Raw genomic sequence first — 26730 nt, forward strand, 5'->3', positions numbered from 1 at the left:
CGCGAACAGGCGTGCCCCGTGAAGTCTCTCTGATAACCGGGTCTTGTGTCAAGATAATGACAACATGACGGGGCGTTTGGAGAAATCCTTTCAGAATGGTGCGGGTTTCCGGCGCTGTGATCCCGTCGATCCGCCTGATCGTGATGCCGGAATCGACCGGGGCGCTGAAAAAAAGATTCAGGGATCGGCCCGGAGAACGGGAACCTTTTCGCCGCGGCTGCATCCAATGGGCATGTGTCGACGCGATGCATCCCAGTCAGAACCGGAAAGGAAAATGGATATGATCAAGCAAACCCTGTTGGCGGTGAGCCTGGTGGCCACGGCAACCCTTGCGCAGGCCCATGATGAGGCGGCCCTGAAGGCGGCGCCTCCGGGTGATCCCTATGTTCAGGTGAGCGACGTGCTGCCGCTGCCGGCGTTCATTCCGGGCCTCGGCACCCTCTTCGTCAATCCGGACACCCTGCCGGCGGGGCCATTCCTGGCCTATGACCACGACGGCAAACTGTCTGCGTCGATCTACATGACGCCGTTGGAGGAGTTGGAAAACCGAACGGCCTATGATGGGCTGGGCATCGGGTCGCATGCGGTCAGCTCGGTCGATGTTTATTACAACGCCGGGCACCCCGGGGTCGAGAAGCCGCATGCGCATGTGGTCCTCTACCACGATGCCGAGGCCAAGGGGCGGCTGGCGGAATGAGCTGGACGCGACGACAGGTCATTCGGCTCGGGGGCGGCGCAATCGCCGCTCTCGGCTCTCCGCTGCCGGTGTTCGCTGCGGGCGAAACGGTGATCGAGATGCGTGGCACCGCGCGGGGCGAGCGAATCTGGTTCGATCCCTTTGCGCTTGCCGTGGCACCGGGCACGGTGCTGCGCTTCGTCAACCGCGATCCGGGCAACAGCCATACCGCCACCGCCTATCATCCCGAAAACTATGACCGTCTGCGGCGAATCCCGGCCAAGGCGGCGCCCTGGGACAGCGATTTCCTGCTGCCGGGGGAGAGCTTCGAGGTGACGCTGCGCGTGCCGGGGGTCTATGATTACTACTGCATCCCGCACGAGATGGCCGCCATGGTCGGTCGCATCGTGGTCGGAACCCCGGCCGATCCCGGCTGGGAGGGCCCCGCCGAGGATCGCGAGGATGTCTCGGCCGAGGTGCTGGCGGCGCTGCCGGGGGTCGAGACAATCCTGGCCCGGGGCGCCCTACGCAGGGAGGAGAGATCATGAGCGCCCGGAGACAGCGCAACGAGGACACCCTTGCGGATGCGGCGACACCCGAGGCCGAACTGGTGGCCGCCGCGCGCCAAGGCAGCGAGATGGCGGTGCGCGAGCTGGTCCGCCGTCTGAACCCGCGCCTGTTCCGGGTCGCGCGCGGCATCGTCGCCAGCGACGCCGAGGCCGAGGAGGTGGTGCAGGAGACCTACCTCTCCGCCTTCGCCAAGCTGGACGGATTCCGCGACGAGGCGCGCTTTACCACCTGGATCACCCGGATCGCCATCAACACCGCGCGGATGCGGCTCCGGCGTGACCGTCCGAAAGAGGCATATGATACCGTGAGCGAAGGTGACACATCCCAGATCCTCGCGTTCCCCGGACAGGGGGGCGAGGCGCCCGAGACCGCCGTGGCCCGGGCGCAGATCCGTGGCTTCGTCGAGGCCGCCGTCGCGGGTCTGCCGCCCGATCTGCGGCTGACCTTTCTGTTGCGCGAAACCGAGGGGCTGAGCATCGCCGCCATCGCGCATCAGCTTCAGATCAGCCCGGTCACCGTCAAGACGCGGCTGTTCCGGGCGCGTCGGCGGTTGCGCGCGGCGCTGGAGAAACAGGTGCGCGGCGGGTTCGAGGCGATCTTTCCCTTCGATGGCCAGAGATGCGCCGACATGGCCGACCGGGTCGTTTCCGGGCTGAAGGCAAAGGGGAGGCTGTGACATGACCATGCCATTCAGGCCGGAGGCGAGCGCCGGTCAGGCGCCGGGTGGGGCGCGGAGGGATGCGGAACGAGCGGTCGGGCAAGGGCGCGACGATCCCGCGTTGTCCCGCGACTACCCCGAGGATTTCCTGCCCGATGCCGCCTATCGCGCCGCGATGCCCGATCTGCAGAACGGACCTGCGGCCCTGATCCGGGGGGCACGGCGGAAGATCCAGCATGTGGGGATCTCCAATTTTCGGGTGCCGCTGCGGTTCCGCTGTCGCGACGCGAGCGAGATGACCTTGCAGGTGTCGGTGACCGGCACGGTCAGCCTTGCAAAGGACCGCAAGGGCATCAACATGTCCCGGATCATGCGCAGCTTTTACCGGCATGGCGAGGTCGACTTCGATTTCGACAGGATGGCCGCCGTGCTGGATGACTACCTGCGTGACCTTGAGAGTACCGACGCGCGGCTCTTGCTGCGGTTCTGCTATCCGCTCAAGGTCATGTCGTTGAGGTCGGGTCTTGAGGGCATCCAGTATTACGACGTCGCCATGGAACTGGTCGCGGCCGGGGGGACACTGCGCCGGGTTCTGCATCTCGATTACGTCTATTCCTCGACCTGCCCCTGTTCGCTCGAGCTGAGCGAACACGCGCGGCGCGAACGGCACCAACTGGCGACGCCGCATTCCCAGCGGTCGGTGGCGCGGATCTCGGTCGAATTGCAGGGCCCGGACCGGCTGTGGATCGAGGATCTCGTCGACTTGGCGCGCAAGGCGGTGCCGACCGAAACCCAGGTGATGGTCAAGCGCGAGGACGAGCAGGCCTTTGCAGAGCTCAATGCCGCCAACCCGATCTTCGTCGAGGACGCGGCGCGGCTGTTCAGCGTGCCGCTTCAGGCGGACCCGCGCATCGGCGATTTCCGGATCGTGGCGAGCCATCAGGAAAGCCTGCACAGCCACGATGCGATCAGCGTCCTGACCTCCGGCGACAGCTTTGCCGCGCCCGGCCTCGAACCGGCGTTGTTCGAGACGATGATCAAGGCCGGGTAGCGCGAGTGGTGGCGCCCGGCCGGGCCGGGGTCAGGCAAAGCGGTCGGACAGGGTCCGGGCGGCCTCGGGGACGGCGCGGCAGGCGGTCTCCATGTCGAGGCTTTCCAGCGCGACGACGCCGATGGAATATTCCATCCCGGCAAAACCCGCTCCGGACAGGTGGACCGGGCTGGAGACGCCGACGGCGCCCTTGTGGATCTGGCCGCGGGTGGCGCTGAAGCCCTGCTCACGGGCAAGGCGGACCTCGTCGCTATCGTCCGGGTGGGCGGGACGTGCCGCGAGGATGGCGATCCCGGCGGCGCCGCGATTGAGCGGGTGCCGGATGCCGACGCGGTAGTGGATGGTGACCATGGTCTGTCGCGGCTCGACCGTCTGGACCACGACGCACTCCTCGTCCTCGGCCATCGACAGAAAGGCGGTGGCGCCGGTGCGCTCGGCCAGATCCTCGAGGATCGGGCGTACCTGTGCGCGGATGCTGTCGGTCGCCTGCGCGCCCAGCTGGAACGCCGCCGCGCCCAGCACGATCCGCCCGTCTTCCAGCCGCCGCACCATGCCATGCCCCGACAGGGTCGAGATGATGCGATAGGCCACCGCGCGGTGCAGCGCGAGGCGATCGGCAAGATCGCCCACCTTGATCCCGCCCGGTGTGCGCGCGACCAGTAAAAGCGCCTCGATCCCCCGGTCGAGCGTCTGAAGCGTTCCCTGTGCCATTCTGCGCCTTTGTTTTCCTTGCCGCCCCGGGGCCTGCCATAGGCCATTTTCCGGTACTTGGGCAATGGAGAGTCTCACTATCCGCACAAATTATGACGATATTTGCAATTGATTGTCCATTATTTGCAATCTAGACCGGGGTGCGCACATCATGCCCGGGAGGAGACGGAGCTATGACGGAGACCACGCAAAAGGGATCGCCCCATTCGCAATCCTGCCCGATGGGGGGCGCATCGGCGCAGGTCGGGGGGCAGGGGGGATGCCCTGCGTCCGATCCGGCGGTCCTGGCGCGCGCCTTCGATGCCTTCGAGGGGCCGTACCAACTCGATCCGGCCGAGGCGCTGCGCTGGTCGCGTGATCAGCTGCCCGTGTTCTACGCCGAGACGCTCGGGTACTGGGTGGTGAGCCGCTACGACGACATCAAGGCGGTGTTTCGCGACGGCATCCTGTTCTCGCCGCGTAACGTGCTGGAAAAAATCACCCCCGCCACACCCGAGGCGATGGAGGTTCTGAAAAGCTACGGCTACGCCATGAACCGCACCATGGTGAACGAGGACGAACCGGCGCACATGGAGCGGCGCCGCGCCCTGATGGACCATTTCATCCCCGCCAACCTTGAACATCACCAGGAGATGGTGCGCCGCCTCACGCGGGAAAAGATGGATGAATTCATCGACGCGGGTCGTGTCGATCTGGTTGACTCGCTGCTCTACGAGGTGCCGCTGAACGTGGCGCTGCATTTCCTCGGCGTGCCCGAGGACGAGATAGCGGTGCTGCGCAACTTCTCTGTCGCGCATTCGGTCAACACCTGGGGCAGGCCCACCGACGACCAGCAGGTCGCCATCGCCCATGATGTGGGCCGGTTCTGGCAATACGCGGGCAAGATCATCGAGAAGATGAAGGCAGAGCCGGAGGGCACCGGCTGGATGCACGAGACCATCCGCAAGAATGCCGAGATGCCGGACGTGGTCACCGACAGCTACGTGCATTCGATGATGATGGCGATCATCGTCGCGGCGCATGAGACCACCTCGCTGGCCTCCACCAACATGTTCAAGACGCTGCTCAGCCACCGCGAAGCCTGGGAGGATATCTGCGCCGATCCCAGCCTGATCCCCAACGCGGTCGAGGAATGCCTGCGCTATGCGGGCTCGATCGTCGCCTGGCGGCGGCAGGTCACGGCCCCGACGCGGTTGGGCGGGGTGGACCTGCCCGAGGGGGCCAAGCTGCTGATCGTGCAGGCCTCGGGCAACCAGGACGAGCGACATTTCGAGGATGGCGACAGGTTCGACATCTATCGCGACAATGCGGTTGACCACCTGACGTTCGGCTATGGCAGCCACCAGTGCATGGGCAAGAACATCGGCCGGATGGAGATGCGGATCTTTCTCGAGGAGTTTAGCCGCCGCCTGCCGCACCTGCGGCTGGCCGAGCAGGAGTTCACCTATCTGCCCAACACCTCGTTCCGGGGGCCGGATCACCTGTGGGTGGAATGGGACCCGGATTTGAACCCCGAGCGCGCACAGCCACAGCTGGCCCGGGATCACCTTCGCTTCCCGGTCGGCGCGCCGTCGCGCCGCGATATCGCGCGCAAAGTGCGCGTGACCGAGGTGCGGCAGGAGGCCGAGGGCATTCTCGGCCTGACGCTGGAGGACGCCAAGGGGCGACCCCTGCCGCATTGGAGCGCCGGGGCGCATGTGGAACTGATCGCCGGGGCGTACGACCGCAAGTATTCGCTCTGCGGGCGCAGTGACGCGCCGGGCTATGGCCTCGCCATCCTGCGCGAGGAGGAGGGGCGCGGCGGCTCGCGTCATATCCACGACACGGTGCGCGCGGGGATGGAGCTGCGCCTGCGCGGGCCGAGCAACCTGTTTCGGCTCGACGAGGAGGCTTGCGCCTATACCCTGATCGCCGGCGGTATCGGCATCACCCCGATCCTTGCCATGGCCGACCGGCTCAAGGCGCTGGGCAAACCCTATGCGGTTCATTACTGCGGCCGGAGCCGGGCGACCATGGCGCTGCTCGCGCGGCTGGAGGCCGATCACGCGGGGCATGTCACCCTGCATGTCAGGGACGAGGGCGCGCGCGCCGATCTGTCGGCGCTTGTCGCGGCCCTGCCGGAGGGTGGCCAGATCTATTGCTGCGGGCCGGAACGGATGATCACCGCGCTGGAGGATCTGACCGCGGAACGCCCCGAGGGCACGCTGCATTTCGAGCATTTCTCGACCCATGGCACCGGGCTCGACCCGGACAAGGAACAGGGGTTCGACGTCGAATTGACGGACTCCGGGCTGACCCTGAACGTGGCCGCCGACCAGACGCTGCTGGAGGCGATCCAATCGGCGGGCATCGACGTGGCCTCGGATTGCTGCGAGGGGCTCTGTGGCAGTTGCGAGGTCGGCGTGATCGACGGCGAGATCGACCACCGCGACATGGTGCTGACGCGGGGCGAACGGGCCGCAAACAATCGCATGATGTCCTGCTGTTCGCGCGCAAAGAATGGTGGCCGGATCAAGCTGTCGCTTTGAGGCTTTCCCTGCGCCGGACTGTCGGGGCCTCAGCCCGCCGCCACGTCGGTGCGCGCGATCGAGACCGACTTGATCACCGCATGGACCTTGCGCCCCGGCGCCAGCGCCAGTGCCTCGGCCGAACGGCGGGTGATCCGCGCCAGCAAGCGGTCGGCGCCGCATTGGATCTGCACGATCATTCCGGGGCCCTGACCCTCGCGCAGGGCGATGACCTCGCCCGGCAGCACGTTCAGCGCCGACAGCCCCTGCGGCGCGCGATCCGCGACGATCACGTCATGGGCGAGGATGCGGACCCGGGTGTGGGCGCCGGCGGGCTGCTCCATCCGTGGCAGGAACAGACGGCCACCGGAAATCGCCAGTTCGGTCAGCCCGTCGGCGTGGTGACATGCGATCTCGGCCGGCAGCACCGCGCCGGCCTCGCGCAGGCCGAACTGGCGCACCATGGCGGGATCCGACAGCACCTGTTCGGCAGGGCCGGCGCGCACCACCTGGCCCGCCTCCAGCACCACGACGGTGGTGGCCAGCCGCGCCACCTCGGCCACCGAATGGCTGACGTAGAGAATGGGCAGCCCGCTGCGATCACGGAGCCGCTCGAGATAGGGCAGGATCTCGTCCTTGCGGGCCGCGTCCAGCGCGGCGAGTGGTTCGTCCATCAGCAGCATCCGGGGATGCGACAGCAGGGCACGGCCAAAGGCGACGCGCTGTTTCTCGCCCCCCGAGAGCGCGCCTGGGCGGCGGTCGAGCAGGCGGTCGAGGCCCAGCAGGTCGGCGACCTCGTCCAACCCGGGGCCGGGGAGGCCGCGCGGCGCGAACCGCTGGCCATAGGTCAGGTTCTGCCGCACCGAGAGATGCGGAAACAGCCGCCCGTCCTGGAACACATAGCCCAGCCGCCGCCGATGCACCGGCAGGTTCACCCGGGCCGACGCGTCGAACAGGGGCTCGCCCGACAGCGCGATGCGCCCGGCCTTGGGGCGCAACAGGCCGGCGACGGCGTTGATCACCGTGGTCTTGCCGGCGCCCGACTGGCCGAACAGCGCGGTCACCCCGCCGGGTGCCTCGAAGGCGACGTTCACCTCGAAGCCGGGCAGCGGGTGGGTGATCTCGACCTGCAGGCTCATCCGCCGGCCACCCGTTGCGCGGCCCGGCGCGCCAGCACCTCCGACAGGGTCAGGGCGGCCATCGCCACCGCGACCGAGACCAGCACCAGGCGCAGCGCGGCGCCGTCACCGCCGGGCACCTGCAGGAAGGTGTAGATCGCCAGCGGCAGGGTCTGGGTCTGGCCCGGGATGTTGGAGACAAAGGTGATCGTTGCCCCGAACTCTCCCATCGCCTTGGCAAACCCCAGGACGACCCCTGCGATCACCCCGGGCAGGATCAGCGGCAGGGTCACGGTGAGGAAAACCCAAGGCCGCGATGCGCCCAGCGTCGCGGCGGCCTGCTCCAGTTTCGGATCGACCGCCTCGATTGCCAGCCGGATCGCCCGCACCGTCAGCGGAAAGGCCATCAGCGCCGCAGCCAGCGCGGCCCCGGTCCAGCGGAACGCAAGGACGAGGCCGAACGCATCCTCCAGCACCCCGCCCAGCGGCCCGCGCCGCCCGAAGCCCAGCAGCAGCAGGTAGCCGGTGACCACCGGCGGCAGGATCAGCGGCAGGTGGATTATGCCGTTCAGCAATTGCTTGCCGCGAAATTGCCAGCGGGCAAGGGCATAGGCGGCCAGGATGCTCAGCGGCAGGCTCAGCCCCACGGCCCAGAGCGAGACCTTGAGTGACAGCGCCACCGCCTGCCATTCCTCGGGGCCGAGCCAATCGGTCATTCAGGCTGACCCCCTGCAAGGCCGAAGCCATTGCGCAGGAAGACCGCGCGCGCACTGTCGCCCCGCAGATAGTCCAGCGCGGCGTGTGCCGCCGGCCCGTCGCCCTCGGCCAGGATCGCGGCGGGATAGCGGATCGGCGGATGGCTGTCGGCGGGGAACATGTCGAGCACGCGCACCTTGGGCTCGGCCACGGCGTCGGTGGCATAGACGATGCCCAGCGGCGCCTCGCCCGAGGCCACCAGCCGAAGCGCGGCGCGCACGTTGTCGGCCTGGGCCACGTGGGGCGCGACGCCGTCCCACAGGTCCAGCGATTGCAGCGCGGCCTTGCCATAGATGCCGGCGGGCACCGCATCGACCAGCGCCATCGCCAGCCGCCCATCGCCCAGCGGGCCGACCAGGTCGGCGCCGGGCGCAAGCGTCAGAGACAGATCCTCGGGCGCGCCCGGACCGGCGACAAGGACGATCCGGTTGACCAACAGGTCGGCGCGGGTTCCGTCGGCGAGCAGGTGGTCGTCCTCCAGCGCGTCCATCCAGGCGGTGTTTGCCGAGATGAAGATCTGCGCCGGCGCCCCCTGCTGGATCTGGCGGGCCAGTTTGGAACTGCCGGCATAGGAAATCCGCAGCGCATCGCCTGTCTCTTCGCCATAGCCCGTCGCGATTTCATCCAGCGCGGTCTTCAGACTCGCGGCGGCAAAGACCGTGGTGGTTTCGGCCCGCGCGACGGCGGGCAGGATGGCGGGCAGGGCGGCCAGCACCAGGGCGAAAGCGGCGTGCAGGATGCGGGGCATGAAGGTCTCTCCGGGATGATTTCGATATGTCCAAGTGGAAATATCGCGCCCCGTGGCCCTGGATTCAAGCGTTGTTTTCATTCGGACATATCGCTGGAGAGTGCCGCCAACGCCTCCAGCTCGGCGCGGCCCTGCAGGGCCGCTGTCCGCTCCAGTGCGCGGTAATGTGCCAGGATCGTTTCGCCCAATTCGGTCAGTTGCGCGCCGCCGCCCTTTGCGCCGCCCCGCACGCTGTGCACCAGCGGTGCCCGGAACATGGCGTTGAGTTCTTCGATCAGGGTCCAGGCGCGCTTGTAGCTCATGCCCATCCGCCGCCCTGCCGCCGAAATCGAGCCGGTCTCTCGCACGAGTTCCAGCAGGTCGGCCTTGCCCGGTCCCAGCCGCCGCCCGCCTGCAAAGACAACGCGCAGCCGCAGGGCCGGACCGGTATCGGAGACGGGATCACTCATGCGCGCCCTCCCGGTGGCGGCCCTCAGGGCAGGATCATCCGGACGCCGGGAATGTCGGCGATCACGTCGAGATCGGCGTCGTAGATCTCCGACATCTCCTCGACCAGCGCCTCGTCCCAGCCGGGCAGGTCAAGCTCTTCGACGATCTCGTCCTCGATGGCGTACTTGTCCAGAAAGGCGCTGATCACCCTGCGCCGCTGGTCCTCGGTCAGGACCGGGTTCTGGTGCAGGTAGGCGCGGAACCGCTGCATGCCTTCCTTGTTCATGATCTCGGACAAGAGGTCAAAGCCGCCGGCAATCCGTTCATCAAGCGGCAGCCCGGCCAGCCGGCGCACCACCTCGCCCCAGATCAGAGGCAGATCCTCGTTGCACCAGACCGTGATCTTGACCTCCGGCGCCACCTCGCGGATGCGCCGGAACAGGTCGGACCATCGCAACGCGCGCGGGTCGATCCCGCCAAGGGTCTCGGCGATCCGTTGCGCGGGGGCCTTTCGCAGCGCCGCCGGCACAAAGGTCGCCGGATCCCGGATCGCCATGTAAAGTTCGATCCGGTCGCCTTCGAACAGTTCGCACATCTTGTCGACGCGGTCGGGGGCGTGCGGATAAAGCATGCCGTGATCCAGCGCATAGCGTTGCGAGCCGAAGAAATGTGAGTTCGACAGCACCACACGGTTGGCGACCTCTTCGTCGAGGATCGCGTCGACCAGCACGTCGCGGGCCCCCGGCGCCGCCGGCCCTGCCTCCAGCCCCTGGAAGGCCTCCTTGAGCAGCGGGCGGTATTTTCCCGGTCCGGGCACGGCGATCCAGCGCTGCGACAGCTCCTCCTTGTTGCGCAACAGGCATTTGAGGATACGGTCGTCGTCCGTGCAATGCGCCCCGGCATGGAAAATGATCTTCATCCCTGGCACGCACCCTGACAGTTTTGGAACATGTTATCGGGTTACCGCCTTGCCCGGGTCCAGTCAAATGCCTTCGCATCGGCGGCCCTCCGGAGATTGCCGCTTGATACGCTGGCAGATTGTCGGTAATCGGGGCGAAATGCCCCTATAGCTCAGCTGGTAGAGCAACTGATTTGTAATCAGTAGGTCCGCGGTTCGAGTCCGTGTGGGGGCACCATAAAATCTATAAAAATCACTTAAAAACAGGGCTTTAGGAATTTTTCGATTGAGCTGGGTACGCTATTTACCCGTAATCGGTAAGCGGGCCGTTGCGTTTGGCTTGCAGATGGTCGATTTGGTGGGGGTTCTCGACCGGTTAGTGCGCTGTCCCGCTCGCTAGTGAAAGTGGCTGACAGCCTAAAGCGGTACCACCTTACACTTTGGGTGGAACCGGACTCCGGCTGCATCGGTCTCTAGGGTCGGCTTTGCGCAGGGAGGGGGCTTTGCGAAGTCGCGAACGCCTCACTGGGGCGACCGTCACATCCGGCCCAGAGCCGCCGTTCATGTTCTACGCAGCGGAGGGCGGCTCTCATGCCGAAGCGTACATGGTGCGAAACGGCGGGGTTGGTCAGAGCAGAACTTCGCACAGGGTCGGTCAAGTCGCGGATATGCGGGACTAAGAGCAGGCTTTTTCGGCCAATCCGTCAACGATAAAGGTGTAGGCGGCAGTCCACAGAGACGGTACCTTTCCCCGCAGAACTCTATTCGGTAGAAATATGTGATTAGTCGGCGCGCTTTGTCAGCGTTGCCGCCCGAAACATACTATCTACACGAGGGCGCTTTGAAGAACCAAGAAGATGCGCAGCTATTTGATGATCTCGTAGCTAACCAACTGCGCCACTATGTCTATGCGCTTTTTGATCCCGCTACAGGTCAACCGTTCTATGTGGGAAAGGGTGGCGGACGGCGGGGCGCTGGAAATCGTCGAATTTTTGACCATTTCGACGAGGCCAGAGGCGATAGAGGTACCGAAAAGGAGAAAATCTCAAAAATTCGAGACATATGGAAGACCGATGGCGATGTCCCATGGAAGATCGTGCGGTCGGGGTTGTCCAGCGAAGAGGAGGCGCTTGTGATCGAAAGCGCACTTATCGACATGCTGCGCGAGATGAAAATTCCTTTGACGAATAAGAAATCCGGACATGGCTCAGCCGAAAGTGGGATGAAATCACGGGCCGAGTTGCGCGCTTGGTGCGCACCGAAGCTTAACCTTTCAGATTTGCCGAATGATGTTCTGAATCGCCCTATCTTCATCTTCAATATTGCAAAAGGTGTTGCTCATCGGCGCAATAAGTTTCCTGACGACTGCCCTAAACTCTATGAGGAAGCAACTTGCCAGTATTGGAATGTTACGCAGCATTATAGGTCTCTGGCGGGCGCCATGGCCATCGGGTGCATAAATGGCATCACTAGAGCAGCGGTGAGTATCGCGGACTGGAAGCATAAATCGGACAAACGATGGGAGATAATCCCGAACCACTCCACCGATGGGAAACATAGCCGTGATTCATTGACCTTTAAGAATATCTCGGCGATCACTAATCAACTGGGGTATTGGCAACATGGTGGTTTCTTGGTCGTACGTATTGAGAGTGCCTCGCTGGTAACAGTGCTTCGAGGCAGCCGCCACCGCACAATTTTCCTTCCGACCAACACAAGATGAGTTCTCACTGAAGGGCTGATAACCTGCGGCTTCGTCGGCAGATTCTTGGTCTTGCCTGACGGGCCGGTGTGAGCTCGGTCCTTCCGCTCGCGCACGAGGCATGAATGTCCGCTGTCAGAGACTTGCCATGACTTTGCAAACACCGCTTCCTGCGCGTTCCGATCAGTGATGTCTGGCGCAGAGAATGCCGCTATCCGACCAGACGTGACGGCCCATACCGGACATTGTTGTTAACTTTCAAATTCTGCGGGACAGAAACTTTGAAGGGGGTTCTTTTGGCTACACATGTTCTGATGTAGTTTAGGCTGAGAAGTTATGAGGCAGAACCAATATGCGCGAAACGCTGCGTCGAATTTGCGAGCTACAGCCCTACTACTCGTCAGATAACACCCCTGAAATGCAGGAGCGTGGTCGCTTAGTTCGTCAGGCTCTTGTAGAAGAAATTAGGGCCCTTCATGTCCCCTTGTCAGCAGCGCTCGGTGACTTTGGGCATGATATCCTTGTCGAAGGATCAGATGGGATCGGGCGGAAGACTGAGCTCGCCTGGACAAGGCTTTGCTGTAAACAAATGTCACCGCGCCCTACAGTTGGATTCTATGTAGTCCTTCACTTTTCAACCGATGGTTCGGGCGTAAATATCGTGGTTGGATGCAGTTCATCCAAATTTCACAACGGTTATTCGATTGTTCTCCCACTAGAGGAGCTTGATAATCGCTGCGAATGGGCGAGAAATATCGTTCTTGAAGACCGTGGAGATTTAGAACCCTTTACCGACCCGAATGATTTCGGGGCGAGGGCGAAGCTTCCAAAATCTTTCGAGCGCGCAAGTGCCCTTGTAAAGAAGGTTTCGTATGATGATATCGAGGACGGCGTCATGGAGCAGCATCTCGTCGAGGCTGCTGAAATGTTGGGCGCCATTTATGCTGCGCAGCGTCAGGGTCGCGAGCTTTCTCCGGCTGACCAAGCTGAACTAGAAATCATAGACATTACACGTCCAGCCGCAAAGGCTCGCAGTGGACAGGGTTTTGGCCTCAACGCCAAAGAGCGTACAGCCGTCGAGCTGCGTGCAATGGACGTCGCCGAAGAGTGGTTGTGCTCCCAAGGTTACATGCTACGCAATACTGCGGCGACCGAGCCATATGATTTCGAGGCGAAGAAAGACGACGAATTACTTTATGTTGAGGTAAAGGGTACCACCAGCGACACAGCAAACGCTATCGCCATGACCCATGGTGAAGTAGCGCTTCATCGGCGAGAGAAAGGCAGAACAGGGTTGATAATAGTCACAGGCATTCGTCTCAAGAAAGACGCAGAACAGCCAAGCGCTTCTGGCGGAACTCTTGAAACGCTCATCGGCTGGGATATCGACGAATGGCTCTTGGAGCCAACAGCATTCCGCGTATCACGCTGAGCGGGGGGGCTAAACTCAACTTACACACTGACTAGGTACATCAGGATAAAGCAAAACAGGTGCTTTTCGCTGATGCTGTACCATCGCGGTATCTTGTTGCCCCGATCCAAAGGTTCGCTTCGCGATGGAACGGCCAATTGGTTGAAAAGACGCCGAATGCCCGGTTTCCGGCGAACGCATCGAAGTACACAAACGTCCCGAATCGAACATCGGCGGCGACCGCAGCGACGGGCCGCAGGCAGCTTGAAGCGGACCAACAGCTCTTGACAAGAAGCTGCGAAAGCTGACCGTTTGTTAACGGTTCACGAAAGTCCACATATTTTCAGGAAGTGGTCAATCGTCGCTATCTGGGAGGCAAGCTTCCGTGCGAACTCCTCGGCGCTTCATCCCGCCCTATACAGATGGTAGACTATTTACGAAAAGCTGAAGGCTGAAGGGGCCTTGTTGTTAGTATTTGAACGCCTTTCATTTACAATCAATGGGGTGTCCACTAAGCCGAGCAAGTTTCAGTTTATACCCACTGTATGCCCCCTACTGTAGCGAGGTAATTTTCAGGTCGGGTACGTTATTCAGTCGCTGCATCGAGGTCTGCGATTATTTCTTCGATGGCCGATTGTATCTTTGCATACTTTACCTTGAAAAACTCACGGCGCGGGTTGGTGCGATACCGCGCCAAGTAATCGTGCACGATGCCCTCGACTCTGCGCGGCTGCTTTACCTTCCACGAATTTACGACCGCGAATTGATCTGGTTGACCGGAGGTAGACTCTAATTGTCTGGCCCTCTCATCGGCGGTCTTTGTCGTGTATCCAATCTTGTACACATCTTTCGGGTGCTGGGCGCTCCTCATCACGTACAGTTCGCCTGTCTGCTCTGCATCCGTACCCGTCTTTACGGTTACCGTCTTTGAGTTCTCCGGAGGTGAACTGCCAAAGGCTTCTTGCCAAGTCTCAGTGACCGTGACCCATGTCTTCCCGATCACCGTATCCCCATTTTTTCCCTCGCCGCTTTGATCTGATCGAAGCTGTTTCCAATAGCCATGCTGTTCAATGCGGAACGCCTCGGTATCGACCTCAGCTACGGTAGCTGGTCGGTTAGGAAGGATCAGCGTACCTACGTCGACGAAGTTGGGGGCCTCACTTGGATGAAGTACTTTTTTCATCCTGCGAACTTGGGTCGAGCTCTTGTCGAGGCGAATGTCTGTAGGCGTCCTAACGATGCGGAAATCATCCACGTCTTCGATGCCAATTATTGTGTGTGGTAATTCATTCATCAATGAAAAGGCAGGAGCGTATTCGGCAAGAGCATCCCAGGATCGGTCAAAGAGTTCACTGATCTGATCCAGATGGAGTTGGCCATTATTCTTTACCATGTCTGTGTACATTTCCCGGCTGTCTGTGACGACATCGAAAGATTGCCTTTTCTCGATCAGAACGTATCGGACAACGGTGTTACCTCTTCTGAGATCAATTTTCGACATCAGCATCAATGGATACAGTTCTGGTCGATCAAAGAATTCGTCCAAATTGGGATCAATTGTTGCACCTATACTATCGCGGAGAAATGGTTTGCGCGGATCAATATTTGTTTGTTCGACAGGGATTGCTTCCACGTCCCTCTTGGGGCTGGGTCTTGCGCCCAACGCAAAAACCGAAACTTCATCCCCATGTCTGACGAATGCCCACCCGAACAAACCGAAATCCTTTAACCCGGAAAGCTGAAGGTCATCATAACCGCCAGGCATCGACACCATATAATTCACAGCTTCGTCTAACTGATAAAGGTCGGATGGACGGCGCTTAATCGAGGGGTCTGTGAGGCAATCGAGGACATAGTTGGGGTCCAGTGAATAGTGCTTCTCTGGCAGAATCTTCAGGACCAGCGCGGCATCATCCGGTTCAACAAACTCCCGCAGCACCTGGAAAGAGACAGGCTGCTGAGAACCGTAGCCAGAGAATACGCGGTTGTTATACTCTAAAACGAACTCTCGAACCTTACGATCAAGATAGAACCCAGGACCATTCACTGCTTGAGCGCGGTTCAGGTAGTTAGCCCTCTCGGCCCAATGGCCCATTTCATGCTTCTGTTCAGGTGGCGGGGTTTTGCCAGCAGGTTTTATGGGCATACTAGTTGCAGCAGAAAACAACATAATCTTTTCACTGCGGGTGAGTTTGCGCTTAGGTTTTTGCACGGTCGGTTCCTGATGCTAGCTGAGAAGTATTTGAACGTGTCAAAAATAAGTTGGAACAGAGCTTCCGGTATGTATGTTTGTATTTTGAAACGCGTAGTGCAAATCCGCCAAAGCGGACCTACGTGGGTACTGTAGCATCCGGCACATTGGCCTATCACTCGGCTTTCGCCGTAGTCTACACAAAAGGCTGCTGTTGGGAAGTCTTCACAACTTTGCCAACTTCTCTTCCTGCGCATCGTGGGCGTTCATGCTTGGTACAGCGAAAGTTTACTCTCGTGCTGTACGGAGGGCCTGGCGCGGGCGGGGTCCCCCCCCCGCCGCCAAGTTAGTGACTGTCTCCTGTCCTTGGCCGCACCCAGCATGAGCGTCGGCGTTGCGCAGGAAGCGGACCTTACTAAATTGTTGTCCCAATCCGGAAGCAACCCGGGTGCAGAAGTTCAGCGCGCAAAACCAACCTTGGCTTCCCCAAATGCACGTGTAAGATCTGAGACGCCACAGCAACACTAGACGCGCTCCACCTTGGGCCTTAACTCACGTTGAAGTTTGTGTTAGTTGTAAAGGTATAAAGCGGGTGGCGCTTCGCTTTCGTCACTGCGATCGGAATCAGGCCGGCTATAGCGAATCTTTTCTAGGCTGGAAAAAATTATGCTACAAGTTTAGTGGTGGAAGAGCATTGAATTGAGCGAATATTTTGAAATTGCGTACGCCGCAGCTGCCAAGCGTCTTTGCCTATTTACAGGAACAGGTTTCTCAAAGGCACTCAGTGAAAATGGTGCGCCTGGATGGCAAGAGTTGCTTGAGGAGATTTGTGATAATAATGTAGATCACGAAGGCTTCAAAGAAGCCCTTTTCCCCGGCGACGGAAAGCCTTCCTTGCAGCTTGACGAAGCGGCCCAGGTCATTGATATAGAGCTTTCCAAGACTGGAAGATCAATCCACGACGAGATTGCCAATTTAATAAGATCTATCGATCTGGCCGGCTCCCTCCCTGAGACAGAAAAATTTTTTAAGGAGCGCTCATTCAGGGTTGTGACGACCAACTATGATAAGTTGGCTGAGAACTTGGCGGAGACTGAGTGTCAATCCCTATCGCCGGGCCGCCCAATCCCCAGATCAAATAGCCGCGTCAAAACATTTCATGTTCACGGTTCAATAGACGTACCGCGCCGCATGGTGGTGACCGCGGATGACTATTTTTCGTTCATGAACTTTGACTCCTATTTCTCCAGAAAGCTCAGTACCGTTCTTCACGAAAATACAGTCGTTATCCTTGGGTATTCTCTCGGAGATACAAATTTGAAGGCAATTCTCAGCGACTATCATAGCTTCGTTCGATCCCATGGTGTTAGCAACAGCATTTTCTTGATTTCAAGAAGTGCCGTGGATCAGAGAATTATTGATTACTACTCCAACTGTTATGGTATTCGAGTAATACAGGAGATGGGGGTTGAAGACTTTTTTACCAAGATAAATGAAAGGATAGACGAAGCGGAAGATTGCTTAGATAAGTCTGTCAGGAACATAAATAGGGTGCTCTTTGAAGAGTGTAGTTTTAAAGAAAAATATTTGCAAGCGGAGAGTTCTTTTTATCAAATCGTTTCTGCAATTGGTGCGATTGGGGTCAGCCTCGAAGAAGATGCAGTCGTTGATACCCTTGCGGACATCATCTCCAAGAAGAAGGAGTTGACAAGAAAAACCGGCGCTTGGCCGCAGTACGTGCAACTTGCGTCGTGGCTGACATACCTCGGCAGCTTGATTGATGTTAAGGGTACTTCCCTCGAAGAAATCTACTTGGATGCCGTGAAGTTCTCTATGGAGAAAATGAGTAAGGAGATGGTTTTGGGCTACTCTTGGCACGCGTATAAGGTTTGGGATAGGCGTTGGTCCAGTTTGACGGCGGGTAATCGGTCTCTCGTAGCTAAGTACATTAAGGAGAAATCAGGCGATCAAGATGCCGTGGAGATTGTTTCTAGGTCGTAAAGTTTTGCTGAGGTGTTCCGTGTAAGGGGTAAATTATTTTGATTTCCTGGAATTCGTGCCTGGGTCCGTGAGCGGCCGCCCGCCAGCCTTCTTCATTCGCAGCACTCCATTAGGTCAGAATATGATAATCTCGTGCCAAGATTGAAGCCGCATCTACCTTGACGCCGCGCCCAGCATTGATTTAGCGCTGAGTGAATCCGGTCTAGAGATGCAAATGGCTGTGGATTTTTTGACTTGGCTGAGGTGAGTGCACATGAAAAATATTAGTTGGAGTTCTGTGAAAGCCATTCCGGGAATTTTGATTGCCGCGTTTTTGATTCCAGCCGCTGCAAGTTCGGCGGAACGGGTGCTTGAAGGCCGCGTAACAAAAGTTCGAGATGTGGACACCATTGTGGTAGCGGGTACGCCTGTACGCCTTAACGGGCTGGATGGTCCGGAGGTTTCCACTCAGGTGGGAAAAGCCGCTGCACTGTTTATGGGGCGCTTGGTCAGCGGTAAGGTCATCACGTGCGAGCTGAACGGAGAGCGAACCTATGACCGCTGGGTTGGCGTGTGCTTCCTCGATGGACAGGATATCGCAGCGGTGGCCGTGAGCCAGGGGTATGCTTTGGATTGCCCTAGGTATTCCGGTGGCCGGTATCGAAAATATGAAACTGCGGCTGCCAGATCAAAGATACAGCGGTCAAAATACTGCTGAGTTTTTGTAGGCCTGATCTAACTTAAACTGGCATTTGCACAAAGAACATCAACTGCCTGCTCACGGCAACGCGCCAACTGATTCAGGGTTCTAAGGTTGACTGAGCAGCACAAGGGCCGTAAACGGTTACTAGAATCCAGTAACATTCTTACTACCTATAGCTGAGTGGTTTGGGTGTCGTGTTATAACTCAAATGGTATGAATGGAGGTGAGGATCTTGTTAAAGTTTTCGGTTGTTTTAGTTTTAGGAGTGTTGCTACCAATTCTCACATCCGCAAGCGACGCACCCTCGACTCTTTTAGGTAATTACCAAATTGCGCAAAGTTACTCCTGTGGCCGCACATGTGGGAAAGTTAAAAGTTGCAAAGAAGCCGTGTATCAATGGTGTAAATGCGGATATAGTAGAGCCGATGGAGATGGCGATGGGGTGCCGTGTGAAAAGCTCTGTGGTCAAAGTACCCAAGCTAGTCTTAGTCGCGTAAAGCAATACAAGAAGGAATTGGGGTGCAGGTAGATGATTAAAATGTTTTTCGCATATGTTCCTGGAGTGATGTATCCAGGAAGAGTGGAAAGCGTACGTTCTCTGGATAAAACTCATAAAACATTGGGGCATTCGGTCACTTCTTTAAGATGGATTCGCGATGGGGTGCTAGGTGGGATAGAGTGCTTGCCATTCTGATCCTTCCCTAAACGTATTGGCGCAGCGGTCTGAGGGGTTCTGGAATCAGGTATTTTTCTGTAAGCCCAGTTCTCGGCTAATGATGTTGGCCTTGAGTATTCCGGCAGCAACTCGCTCAAATTTGTATGCAAAAACTACATTCTCAATGTATTCCATCGTTTCTGCTAAGTCCTCTCGGTTTTTTCGCCAGTACCGCCATGCCTGTGATGAGATGCCGAGGAAAAGGCAAAAGTTAGTGATCGTCATAGGGCGGCATCTCCGTAGCTTTACAATCACAGGTCCGCTTGAGGTATTGAGAATTTTTTTCTCTACAAGGGGGGATTTTTCTACGTGCTTTGCGTACTTAATGAATTGATCTAAAAGCTGACTTGGCTCTTTGATCTTGCGGGGTCTCCATGGTGGATTTACTGAGGGGCTATTTTCGTTTTTCATTGGTTTGTTGTAGGTTTTGGGCGGCTATACTGTGCGGTACCAAGCTTGTTTTTGCAAGTGGTATAGGGCGCAAACTACTTGCCGACGCAGCCACTTTTTTGCGGTCAATTTGCTCTTTTGTGCAGTATCGGTAGGTTGCGCTGCGACAGATCACGAACGCGGGCAAAGAACTTCAGGATGCCACTTCCCTGTAGTTTTCAATGCTTTCTCACGATGTTTGGCGAAGAGTTGGGGGCGTCGGAATTTTGGTGCCCATTTTAAGCACTATACTTCTTTTTTATCTCATTGAAAGTAGGGTAAAATAATGGATTTGACTTGTGATTGTTACGCTAAATTTGCTTTATTCGGGAAAGTCCTGCTCGCTAGTTGTCACATCGCTTGTGGTTATATGGCCGTTTCTTGAATAGTGCGGGGTTCTGGCGGTTTCAGTCCTTAAGCGCGTCGATGGGCGTTCGGCCTTTCAGCACGGATTGCGGGAACTGGCTGTTGTAGAGGCGGACGTAGTGCAGGATGGTCTGTTCCAAGTCCTCGCCGCTGCGGGAGCGGTGGCTCTGCAGGACGTCCTCGATCCGGCCGTTAAAACGCTCCACCATTCCGTGGGTCTGTGGCCGCATCGGCGGGGCGAGGCGATGCTCGATTTCGAGCTCCGCGCAGAGGCGGTCAAAATCATGATTGCCGGTCGCGGCGAGACGGCACAGGTAAAAGAAGCGGTCAGTGAACTCCTTGCCGTAGCACGTCGGAAAGAAGCGCCGCTGAGAGGTTATGGCCACGCGCCCCGCCCGAAGATTGCGCAGCGGGTGGCGCGGTCAGTGGCAACGAACAGATACCGGCGGCGGTCCTCGTCCGCCATCTGCGGCAGGTATTTGACGTCGACATGCAGGTAACCGGGCTCGTAAGCCTTGAACGGCTTGTGGGCGGGCCTCGGCGCGGTCGGCTTCATGTTGCGCAGATTGACCACGCCATGCCGACGAAGGCATCGATCCAGCCCCGAGCGCGAGACACGTTCAGGAACTCGCGGACAACGGCCAGCAGGTCGTCGAGCGGCAGCAACAGGTTCTTGCGCAAAGAAACCGCCACAGCCTCCTACGCCGGCGTCAGCGTCGTGTGCAGCCGGCGCGCCGTGTGGCTGCGATCATACACGCTGTCGCGCTTGCGCCATTTCCAAACGGTCTGCTCCGAGATCCCGTAGCGTTCCGCCACCACCCGTGCCGGTTCGTCGCTCGCCTGGATCGCAGCCCGGATTTTCGGCGTTGTCGTGGCCTGCTTGTGAAGGGAGATCTGCATGTCTTGTCCCCGTCCCGAACCTCGCGCAGGATCGATCTTGCCATGAACAATGCAGACCGGCGAGGGTCTATATGATCGTCCGGGATGGAACTGCTAGTGTAACACCCTTATCCAGGTTGAGTCGTTGCAACCACAAAGTGTCGGGGTCGCTTGCTCGCATATTGGTGGCGGTGATGATTGATACGCGGTTGATCGCAGGTGAAGCAGCGGGTTTTGGTGCCCGCCTGCAAATGGGGCGGCGGCAACGGCCCGCAAATGGGCCTGCGCGCCGCTGTGCTGGGCGCAGGGGTGGGCTACCGGGTATATGTGGGCAAAGCCCGCCGGGCGGCCAATTGGTGGTCCTGTGCGGGCAAATTTGCGTTAGGTGGTCAATGGTGTTTTGCCGCCTGCGGATTGGGCAAATACGGCTTTGCGCAGGTCTTGGCCGGCAAGAGACCGTGACACATCTGCAAGCCCTGATGAATGGTGTCTGATGTCGGACTATCTAGTCGCTGGTGATCCTCTGAACCAGGCGCTTCACGTTTCGCTAGCGCCTCGGCCAGACCATATCATGTTAGGCTTGAGCCGTGGTGGTAGAGGGTTGCGAGTGCGCTGAAGGGTATCTGTTCGGTGGTTTTGCGGTGTCAAAGTTGGCGTTGGGGATTGGCCCAAAACCCTTTACGTATACTAGGCAAATGGGCCAGTGGGCCTGTCTGGCCCATTTGTCATTTGTTTGTTAAAAAACAGACGCTTATGGTGGTTCAGTCAAGTTCCGATAGTTTGATCTTTTTCACCCCGCGCGGCCCGGTGCCAATCACTGAAATACCCGAAATTTCGCCAACTTGTGCGGCCTTTAGGTCACGTTCAGCGGTGGATTGAGAGGCGTAAAGCGTAGGATACTTAGTCACGAGTTGCCGCTTACTCAAACACATTTCGCCGCCTTCGGCCCGCACTGCTGCAACTAAACGATGCTCGGCACGACCTGCTTTAAAATCGAACCATTCAACAACTTCATCTATCAGAAGGTCCAGCACTACCGGTGTCACCAACACCACGCGCTTAGGTTCGCCTTCGTGCCAAACCATTCTCAGCCGGTCCACCGCCTGCGCCAATTCATCTTCTCGGTGCGCCCGGATTAGTTCTGTTACAAGCTCGTTTGTGTGCACCTTTGTCGTCGTGCAGTGCTGCTGTCCGCCGCCGTCGCGCAACTTCAAGTAGCGCTGCTCGTCAACTTCTTTGCCCTTAACTTTCTCCCCCAGCAATAGAGAAGCAATTGCCACCATCGCCGCAACGGGCGGCTGCCGGTATCCAAAGATGATAAGCGTATTGAATGCTTCAAAGGTGTTCATGCCGCGCAGTGCCCCAAAGTGCCCCCATGACTTGTCGTCCACCTTTCCTAGCTTGTCCCGCACTTTCTTCTCGCAAATCTTACCTTCGAAACCCTCCGCCAATTGCAGTAGGGTTTCCCGCACCTTTTGTTCGCCAGAGCTAAGCAGTGACCGAATACCCATCTGCTTCCCGATCACCTGAGTCAGCATGCCGTTTCGCTTGGCATTAATATGAACTACCTCGTCCAGCTGGCCCAAATAGATTTCAGTCAGCTTGCGTCGCATGGTGCCGTCTAGAACCAGTGTGTCCTTTTCCTTGTACAGGTATTCCAGTTTCTGCCCGGCTATTACGTTGCCGCTCATCCTAACAATGCACTCAGGCCGGTCCCGCATGGCCTCCAAGACAAGGGCATGATGCCGGTGCGCCAGTCGGGAGGCTTCGTCAAAGTCGGGGATTGTGCGCTGGTGTGCAAGAAGGCGTTCCTCGACCTGCTCTTTGGTTGGCTCGTTCGGCAATCCCACAAGACTCAGGGTCGGAGTGCTTATGCTTAGGTCTACTCCTCCGTTTCGCAGCATCTCGTCAATTATCACCCTGTCCGGCTCCCAGCCCGGCAAAGGGACGTGCGCGAATTCGTGAACCGCGAAGACCACGCGGGGTTGATAGGATCCAAGCCATTCACGCTGGACGTCGTAACCGCACTGCTCTTTGCGAAAACGCGGGCAACCGGCGCACAAGCTCGTGCCCTTTGTGCCGAAGTTTAGGTTCCAGTCAGCGTGACCCAAGTCGGTGCACATCGTCTCGTTTGGCTTTTCAGGGTGTGTTTGCCGCCTGCCCAGGTAGACATAGCCCTCTGTTCCGCCCGCTTTGCGGTACGCCTCAAACGCCTCCCTTGCCTTCTTCACGGTCGGGAATAGAAACAGGTAATAACGATTCCGATTTTCCGCCAGCAGCCGAGCCACCAAAGTTGTCTTACCTAGGCCCATTGTGGCGCGGATGCCTACCTTTCCGCCGCGTAGGAACCACTTGCCCACGGCATCAGCAAGACGCTGGCGGGCGTCGGACGCTGGGAGCTCTACAGGGGCGTTCTCCTGTGGCGCAGTACCCGCGTCGTGTCCCAGCACTAAGGGCTTGCCGCAGATCGTCATAGTGCTGAGGTTGAAGCCATATTTCGGTTTAGGCTGTTGCAGGCGATACTTGATCAACCGCCCATGCGCCAGTGAGGTCAGCATGGGGTTTAGGCCGTTCAGGTAAAGCTTGCCGGTTTGCGCGCCGTCCCGGTAGTCCGGCTCCATGGGGTCTTTGGTAAGCGCGCCGTCAAAGAACTCGCGCTGGTCCAGCAGGTCTGCAACCGTCCGGACGCCGTGGCGTATTGTGTGAATTTCAAACTCTAACGGCAGCGGCTCGCCATGCAATTCGGCCTTGTCCCGCATTGCAGTTTGTTTGCGTTGGTGCGCGATAGCCTCGCGGGCCTGCTGCCGGGTCGGTCGCACGATAGCTGCCAGAACCGCGCGGGCCTGCTTCTTCTGGTAGGCGTATTTGATCTGCGCTTGGCGCCGCCGCAGAGCCGGGTCGGATTTAAGTTCCGCGAGCACAGCGGCAAGGGCTTCCGGGGCCACCTCTGGCAGGTCGGCCAGTCGAAGCACCCGTCCCTCGACGGCCACAGGTGCAGGCCGGTTGTCAATGACTGGGTGTTCAATGCGGGGCGGGGCCGCAAACACGGGCTGGTTCTGGATGCGCAGGGAGCGGTCAATCGGGCTACGTTCCAGAAGGCCACCGCTTTCGCTAATCATAAACCAACCACACCCACGCAATACAAACAGCCCGAACAACCGTTCGAGGATAGCGTATCTTTCCTCACCGTAGCACTTGAACGCGGTGTGGTAGTTCCGGCTGTCCTTAAAGGGCGTGCCGTCCGGGTTGGTGATGCCGTTACTTCCCGAGGGCCGCACCAGCAAGCCAACGCCCTCCAGTTCTGGTATGCTGCGCAACAAGAAATGAAAAAAATCGCTGGGCGTGGTTAACGGCGCGCTTAGTTCACGCGGTGCCCAGTCCATGTCGCTGTCCATGGTGGCAATACCAAGGGGCGCGTCTGTGAAGTCTTCCTTGGTGCGCCGCACCGCCCAGTCTTGCGTTTCGTCGACGTAGGAAGGAACTTCGTTTGTGTAGACGTAACCAATGCGCGCATCGGGCCAGCGTGGGACGCCTTGAACATAAATTTCGCCAATCTCGAAGCTGTCCAGCAGGATACTAAGCTCCGCCATGGTGCGGAACTCAGCCACCCGAAAGGTACCTACGTATCCGTTGCCGCTGGTGCGGCTTTTGGTGGTACCTTGCTCGTGCCAATACACCTTGCCCATGTTCAGCCCGTGATAGTTAATCACGGTGAGTGCAGCGGGCAGGCGGTTGGTGTCCCCGGCCTGCCCGGAGATCTGTCCAAGATGGTTCATAGCTCAACCCCCAAAGCAGTGCTCACGGAGCTAAGGCCCGCGTAGGTGCCTGGTGCGCAGTGCAAGTTGATGACTTTGCCGTGCAACCCTTCGGAATCCTTTCGAATTCCATCCAGCCCGCATCCTTGAACGAATTTTCTCAACAAAAGATCCCACTGCCGCGCGGCATCATGGTCCTTTGCGTTACGAAGGAATTTCAACTGAACGGCACCCCCTGTGGGGTTCTTTAAGGTGAAGGCATGGTACTGGTGGGCGCTGCTTGCGGATGGCCCGTACAGCGCTGACGCTGTCACGGTGTACATTCTATGCAGCTCAACTTTGGCGGGACAAAGGGTTGATGGAGCCACAGGTGCCGGTGCGGCTGGCGGTGGTGGAGGTGGTGCTGCTGCACCCGTGCAGGCAGGCCCTCTGCTGGCCGCTGGTGGCCTTTCTGGTGCTGCCGGAGGGGTTTGTGCACTGGGCATGCTAACGGTGTCGTGCAGGGCAGTTTTTTTGGTGGACAACACTGCGCGCACGGCTGCAATAGCTTGTCGCTTGGCTGTCGCGGGGCCGTCGATGCCCGGCATGATTGGTGCGAGCGGGATGTCCTGACCATCCGGTGCTGGTAGGCAAACCCAAGGCAAGCCGCCAGCCCCCTCTTTTGTCACAAACTTACTGTGATCCACTTTCGTTTCGATGACTGTCTCAACGTGGCGCTCGACAACAGGGAGGGCGAAAATGTGCCGCTTTCCGTTTGCGTCTACCGAAACGGTTGGCGGCGCATCTGAGATGATCTCCCGAACCTCAAGTAGCTCGAGGCCAGATGCCACGATTGTTTTGCCGCGTTCGGCCGCATCCGCTAGTTCTTGCGCTGACATGCAGAGCGCATTCGCAGCTTTCATGCTGCGAAGGGTGTTGTTCTTATCGTCCATGGAGCGTGCCTTTGTGGCCTGAATTGAAGGCAGATAGCGTAACTGCATTGCGGGGCGCTGCCGCAAAGCCTTTGTTGCTATAGCGATGAATGGTTGATCGGGGTGCCCCTGTAGGGCGTATACCGCTTAAGCGAAGTTCACTAAGTCAGGCGAACAACGCTACGCCCTGCTCTTTGGCGAGGTCTGCCATGGCTTCATCAATTGCCGTTTCAGGCCAGACGTTGCGGTTGCCGAGCTTGATTGGCTTGGGCAGTTGCCCGCGTCCAATATCGGTGTAGATGGAGTTGGCGGAACGTCCGCCAAGCTTCTCGCAAACTTGATGAATGCTAAGATATTTCATGTTCTTAAGCCTCCTACTTGGTGCCGCTTAGGCGTTGGTAGGTACAGGTTTAAGGTTTTGGGCTTTGTTTTGCGGCAATACAAACAGGGTGGATTATTATTGCCCTGTCAGCACGTTGTTGTAGACGGAAGCAGCACTCATAACTGCCCCCGGAAGCCCTGCTACAATGTCGGCAATCCCACCAGTTTCGGGCTTGCGAGGCAGCTCCGGGTAATGTCGCGCCAAACCACGTGCAACGGCCAGCAGGCGTGCGTTGCGTCGTGCAGTAGCGCCATTCCCCCGGCGGCGCGGCTTGGCCGTTACGGCAGCGCACAGGGCTGCCAGCGCCTCATGCGACCAAGTGCTTGTGTCGGCCCCTTGAACGGCTTTGATTAGCTCTTCCCACACCTCCTTGTCTTCCTTTGCCAGCTCACAAGCTGTCCAGAAGTCCATGTCCTCGTCTGGGTTGGTCAGTTGCAGCCATAGGTGGAGAGCGTAGTCCCGTGGTGTCTCATGCGGTGGGCCGCGCCAAGGCTTCACCCCGGCGGCGAGCATTTCTGCTGAGCTGAAACTAAACGCGACCATCAGCCTGCCTCTATGAATTGAAGTTTCTGTCCGGTGCCACCCGTCACATGGTTAGCCCATTGCTCTAACAAGACGGCCCGTTTTTCAAGGAAGTCGTCGCGGTCATACGCCTTAGCGGCGGAGTTCCCAAATTTATGAGATAAAACCATTTCCTTAACCTCATAGGGGGCGTCGGTGCCGTTCAGCCACGTTCGCAGGCTGGTGCGAAATCCGTGGGGACGCGCTTCAAGACCTTTGCGCTTCATGAATTGAGTCATGGACATGTCACTGATCACGCCTTTGCGCGGGCTGGGGAATAGGTATCCGTCCCGGCTGCCTTCCAGTGCTTTGGCAACAACAAGCTGAGCGGTAGCGCTGAGTGGAACGCGGAAGGCTTGAGTCTTCCCCTTGTTGCCTTTCATGTCCTCGGCAGGAATGGTCCATACGTCACCGTCAATTTGGTTTTTGTGCATAGTGCGCAATGGTCCGCTGCGAACACCCGTTAGGATTAGCAGGCGTAAAGCAAGCTCTGTGGTCGCCTCACCTAAACTCCCATAGAAGGCGGGAACCTCTTGCCACGGCATTGAAGGCATATTCTTCGCAACATGGCGACTCTTTCCAAGAAGTGCCTTGGCTTTGTCGGTGGCCTGAAGGTCTACGTC

General features: G+C 58.7%; 23 protein-coding genes, 1 tRNA gene and 1 pseudogene. 11 read left to right on the forward strand and 14 right to left on the reverse strand.

The genetic code is table 11. The features are described 5' to 3' along the window. Positions 1-95: 95 nt before the first annotated feature. From ABWV23_RS04090 to folE2, 5 genes are read left to right on the forward strand one after another with little or no spacing between them, the layout of a single operon-like run. Positions 96-284, forward strand: a complete 189-nt coding sequence (locus ABWV23_RS04090; RefSeq protein WP_353345199.1) for a hypothetical protein — start codon at positions 96-98, stop codon at positions 282-284. Next, positions 281-697 carry a hypothetical protein gene (locus tag ABWV23_RS04095; protein WP_353345201.1) on the forward strand — a complete coding sequence of 139 codons (417 nt, stop codon included), beginning with the start codon at positions 281-283 and terminating at the stop codon, positions 695-697. Before ABWV23_RS04090 ends, ABWV23_RS04095 begins: the two co-directional genes overlap by 4 nt. Continuing rightward, complete coding sequence (locus ABWV23_RS04100) at positions 694-1224, forward strand: cupredoxin domain-containing protein (RefSeq protein WP_353345203.1); 531 nt, start codon at positions 694-696, stop codon at positions 1222-1224. Before ABWV23_RS04095 ends, ABWV23_RS04100 begins: the two co-directional genes overlap by 4 nt. After that, positions 1221-1922 carry an RNA polymerase sigma factor gene (locus tag ABWV23_RS04105; protein ID WP_353345205.1) on the forward strand — a complete coding sequence of 234 codons (702 nt, stop codon included), beginning with the start codon at positions 1221-1223 and terminating at the stop codon, positions 1920-1922. The genes ABWV23_RS04100 and ABWV23_RS04105 overlap by 4 nt, the downstream gene beginning before the upstream one ends. 1 nt (position 1923) lies before the next feature. Next, the gene (gene folE2, locus ABWV23_RS04110) at positions 1924-2955 is read left to right on the forward strand and encodes a GTP cyclohydrolase FolE2 (protein ID WP_502901588.1); all 1032 of its coding nucleotides are present in this window, start codon (positions 1924-1926) and stop codon (positions 2953-2955) included. 30 nt (positions 2956-2985) lie between these two features. Here folE2 and ABWV23_RS04115 read toward each other — a convergent pair whose 3' ends face one another. Beyond that, a complete protein-coding gene (locus ABWV23_RS04115; RefSeq protein ID WP_353345207.1) occupies positions 2986-3666 on the reverse strand; it encodes an IclR family transcriptional regulator in 681 nt (226 codons plus the stop codon). Between the two features lie 173 nt (positions 3667-3839). Between ABWV23_RS04115 and ABWV23_RS04120 the strand changes: the two genes are divergently transcribed. Beyond that, the gene (locus ABWV23_RS04120) at positions 3840-6194 is read left to right on the forward strand and encodes a cytochrome P450/oxidoreductase (RefSeq protein ID WP_353345209.1); all 2355 of its coding nucleotides are present in this window, start codon (positions 3840-3842) and stop codon (positions 6192-6194) included. A 29-nt stretch (positions 6195-6223) separates the two neighbouring features. On the opposite strand, the gene modC is transcribed toward ABWV23_RS04120, so the two are convergent. The 5 genes from modC to ABWV23_RS04145 form a co-directional block, all read right to left on the reverse strand. Then, complete coding sequence (gene modC, locus ABWV23_RS04125) at positions 6224-7312, reverse strand: molybdenum ABC transporter ATP-binding protein (RefSeq protein WP_353345211.1); 1089 nt, start codon at positions 7310-7312, stop codon at positions 6224-6226. Continuing rightward, positions 7309-8007, reverse strand: a complete 699-nt coding sequence (modB, locus tag ABWV23_RS04130) for a molybdate ABC transporter permease subunit (RefSeq protein ID WP_353345213.1) — start codon at positions 8005-8007, stop codon at positions 7309-7311. The genes modC and modB overlap by 4 nt, the downstream gene beginning before the upstream one ends. Continuing rightward, complete coding sequence (modA, locus tag ABWV23_RS04135; RefSeq protein WP_353345215.1) at positions 8004-8795, reverse strand: molybdate ABC transporter substrate-binding protein; 792 nt, start codon at positions 8793-8795, stop codon at positions 8004-8006. Before modA ends, modB begins: the two co-directional genes overlap by 4 nt. A 77-nt stretch (positions 8796-8872) precedes the next feature. Further along, positions 8873-9244 carry a winged helix-turn-helix domain-containing protein gene (locus ABWV23_RS04140; protein WP_353345217.1) on the reverse strand — a complete coding sequence of 124 codons (372 nt, stop codon included), beginning with the start codon at positions 9242-9244 and terminating at the stop codon, positions 8873-8875. A 23-nt stretch (positions 9245-9267) separates the two neighbouring features. After that, positions 9268-10143, reverse strand: coding sequence for a hypothetical protein (locus ABWV23_RS04145; RefSeq protein ID WP_353345219.1), 876 nt, complete (start codon positions 10141-10143; stop codon positions 9268-9270). A 141-nt stretch (positions 10144-10284) separates the two neighbouring features. Between ABWV23_RS04145 and ABWV23_RS04150 the strand changes: the two genes are divergently transcribed. The 3 genes from ABWV23_RS04150 to ABWV23_RS04160 all read left to right on the forward strand — a co-directional run bounded on the left by ABWV23_RS04150 (position 10285) and on the right by ABWV23_RS04160 (position 13256). Then, positions 10285-10360 (forward strand) — tRNA-Thr (locus tag ABWV23_RS04150). Between the two features lie 603 nt (positions 10361-10963). Beyond that, entirely contained in the window at positions 10964-11845 is an 882-nt protein-coding gene (locus ABWV23_RS04155; protein ID WP_353345221.1) for an LEM-3-like GIY-YIG domain-containing protein, read from the forward strand. A gap of 331 nt (positions 11846-12176) precedes the next feature. Then, a complete protein-coding gene (locus ABWV23_RS04160) occupies positions 12177-13256 on the forward strand; it encodes an MrcB family domain-containing protein (protein WP_353345223.1) in 1080 nt (359 codons plus the stop codon). Between the two features lie 565 nt (positions 13257-13821). Here the strand turns inward: ABWV23_RS04160 and ABWV23_RS04165 are convergent. Next, the gene (locus ABWV23_RS04165) at positions 13822-15447 is read right to left on the reverse strand and encodes a GIY-YIG nuclease family protein (RefSeq protein ID WP_353345225.1); all 1626 of its coding nucleotides are present in this window, start codon (positions 15445-15447) and stop codon (positions 13822-13824) included. A gap of 678 nt (positions 15448-16125) precedes the next feature. Here ABWV23_RS04165 and ABWV23_RS04170 point away from each other — a divergent pair. Beyond that, positions 16126-17427, forward strand: coding sequence for an SIR2 family NAD-dependent protein deacylase (locus tag ABWV23_RS04170; protein ID WP_353345227.1), 1302 nt, complete (start codon positions 16126-16128; stop codon positions 17425-17427). Positions 17428-17680: 253 nt separating this feature from the next. Continuing rightward, positions 17681-18124, forward strand: coding sequence for a thermonuclease family protein (locus tag ABWV23_RS04175; protein WP_353345229.1), 444 nt, complete (start codon positions 17681-17683; stop codon positions 18122-18124). 724 nt (positions 18125-18848) lie between these two features. Here ABWV23_RS04175 and ABWV23_RS04180 read toward each other — a convergent pair. From ABWV23_RS04180 to ABWV23_RS04210, 7 genes and pseudogenes are all read right to left on the reverse strand, one after another. Next, positions 18849-19235: a terminase small subunit gene (locus tag ABWV23_RS04180; RefSeq protein WP_353345231.1), complete on the reverse strand. Its 387-nt coding sequence runs from the start codon at positions 19233-19235 to the stop codon at positions 18849-18851. Between the two features lie 362 nt (positions 19236-19597). After that, positions 19598-20519: pseudogene (locus ABWV23_RS04185) on the reverse strand (integrase core domain-containing protein). A gap of 740 nt (positions 20520-21259) precedes the next feature. Further along, positions 21260-24274, reverse strand: coding sequence for a hypothetical protein (locus ABWV23_RS04190; RefSeq protein WP_353345232.1), 3015 nt, complete (start codon positions 24272-24274; stop codon positions 21260-21262). Further along, entirely contained in the window at positions 24271-25185 is a 915-nt protein-coding gene (locus tag ABWV23_RS04195) for a hypothetical protein (RefSeq protein ID WP_353345234.1), read from the reverse strand. The genes ABWV23_RS04190 and ABWV23_RS04195 overlap by 4 nt, the downstream gene beginning before the upstream one ends. A gap of 145 nt (positions 25186-25330) precedes the next feature. Next, on the reverse strand, positions 25331-25525 hold the full coding sequence (locus ABWV23_RS04200) for a helix-turn-helix transcriptional regulator (protein WP_353345236.1): 195 nt from the start codon (positions 25523-25525) through the stop codon (positions 25331-25333). A 96-nt stretch (positions 25526-25621) separates the two neighbouring features. Continuing rightward, the gene (locus tag ABWV23_RS04205; protein ID WP_353345238.1) at positions 25622-26089 is read right to left on the reverse strand and encodes a hypothetical protein; all 468 of its coding nucleotides are present in this window, start codon (positions 26087-26089) and stop codon (positions 25622-25624) included. Further along, the coding region (locus tag ABWV23_RS04210) for a tyrosine-type recombinase/integrase (RefSeq protein WP_353345240.1) at positions 26089-26730 on the reverse strand (642 nt) is incomplete at its 5' end. The genes ABWV23_RS04210 and ABWV23_RS04205, both read right to left, overlap by 1 nt.

It is taken from the genome of Aquicoccus sp. SU-CL01552 (assembly GCF_040365005.1).
Taxonomy (GTDB): domain Bacteria; phylum Pseudomonadota; class Alphaproteobacteria; order Rhodobacterales; family Rhodobacteraceae; genus Antarcticimicrobium.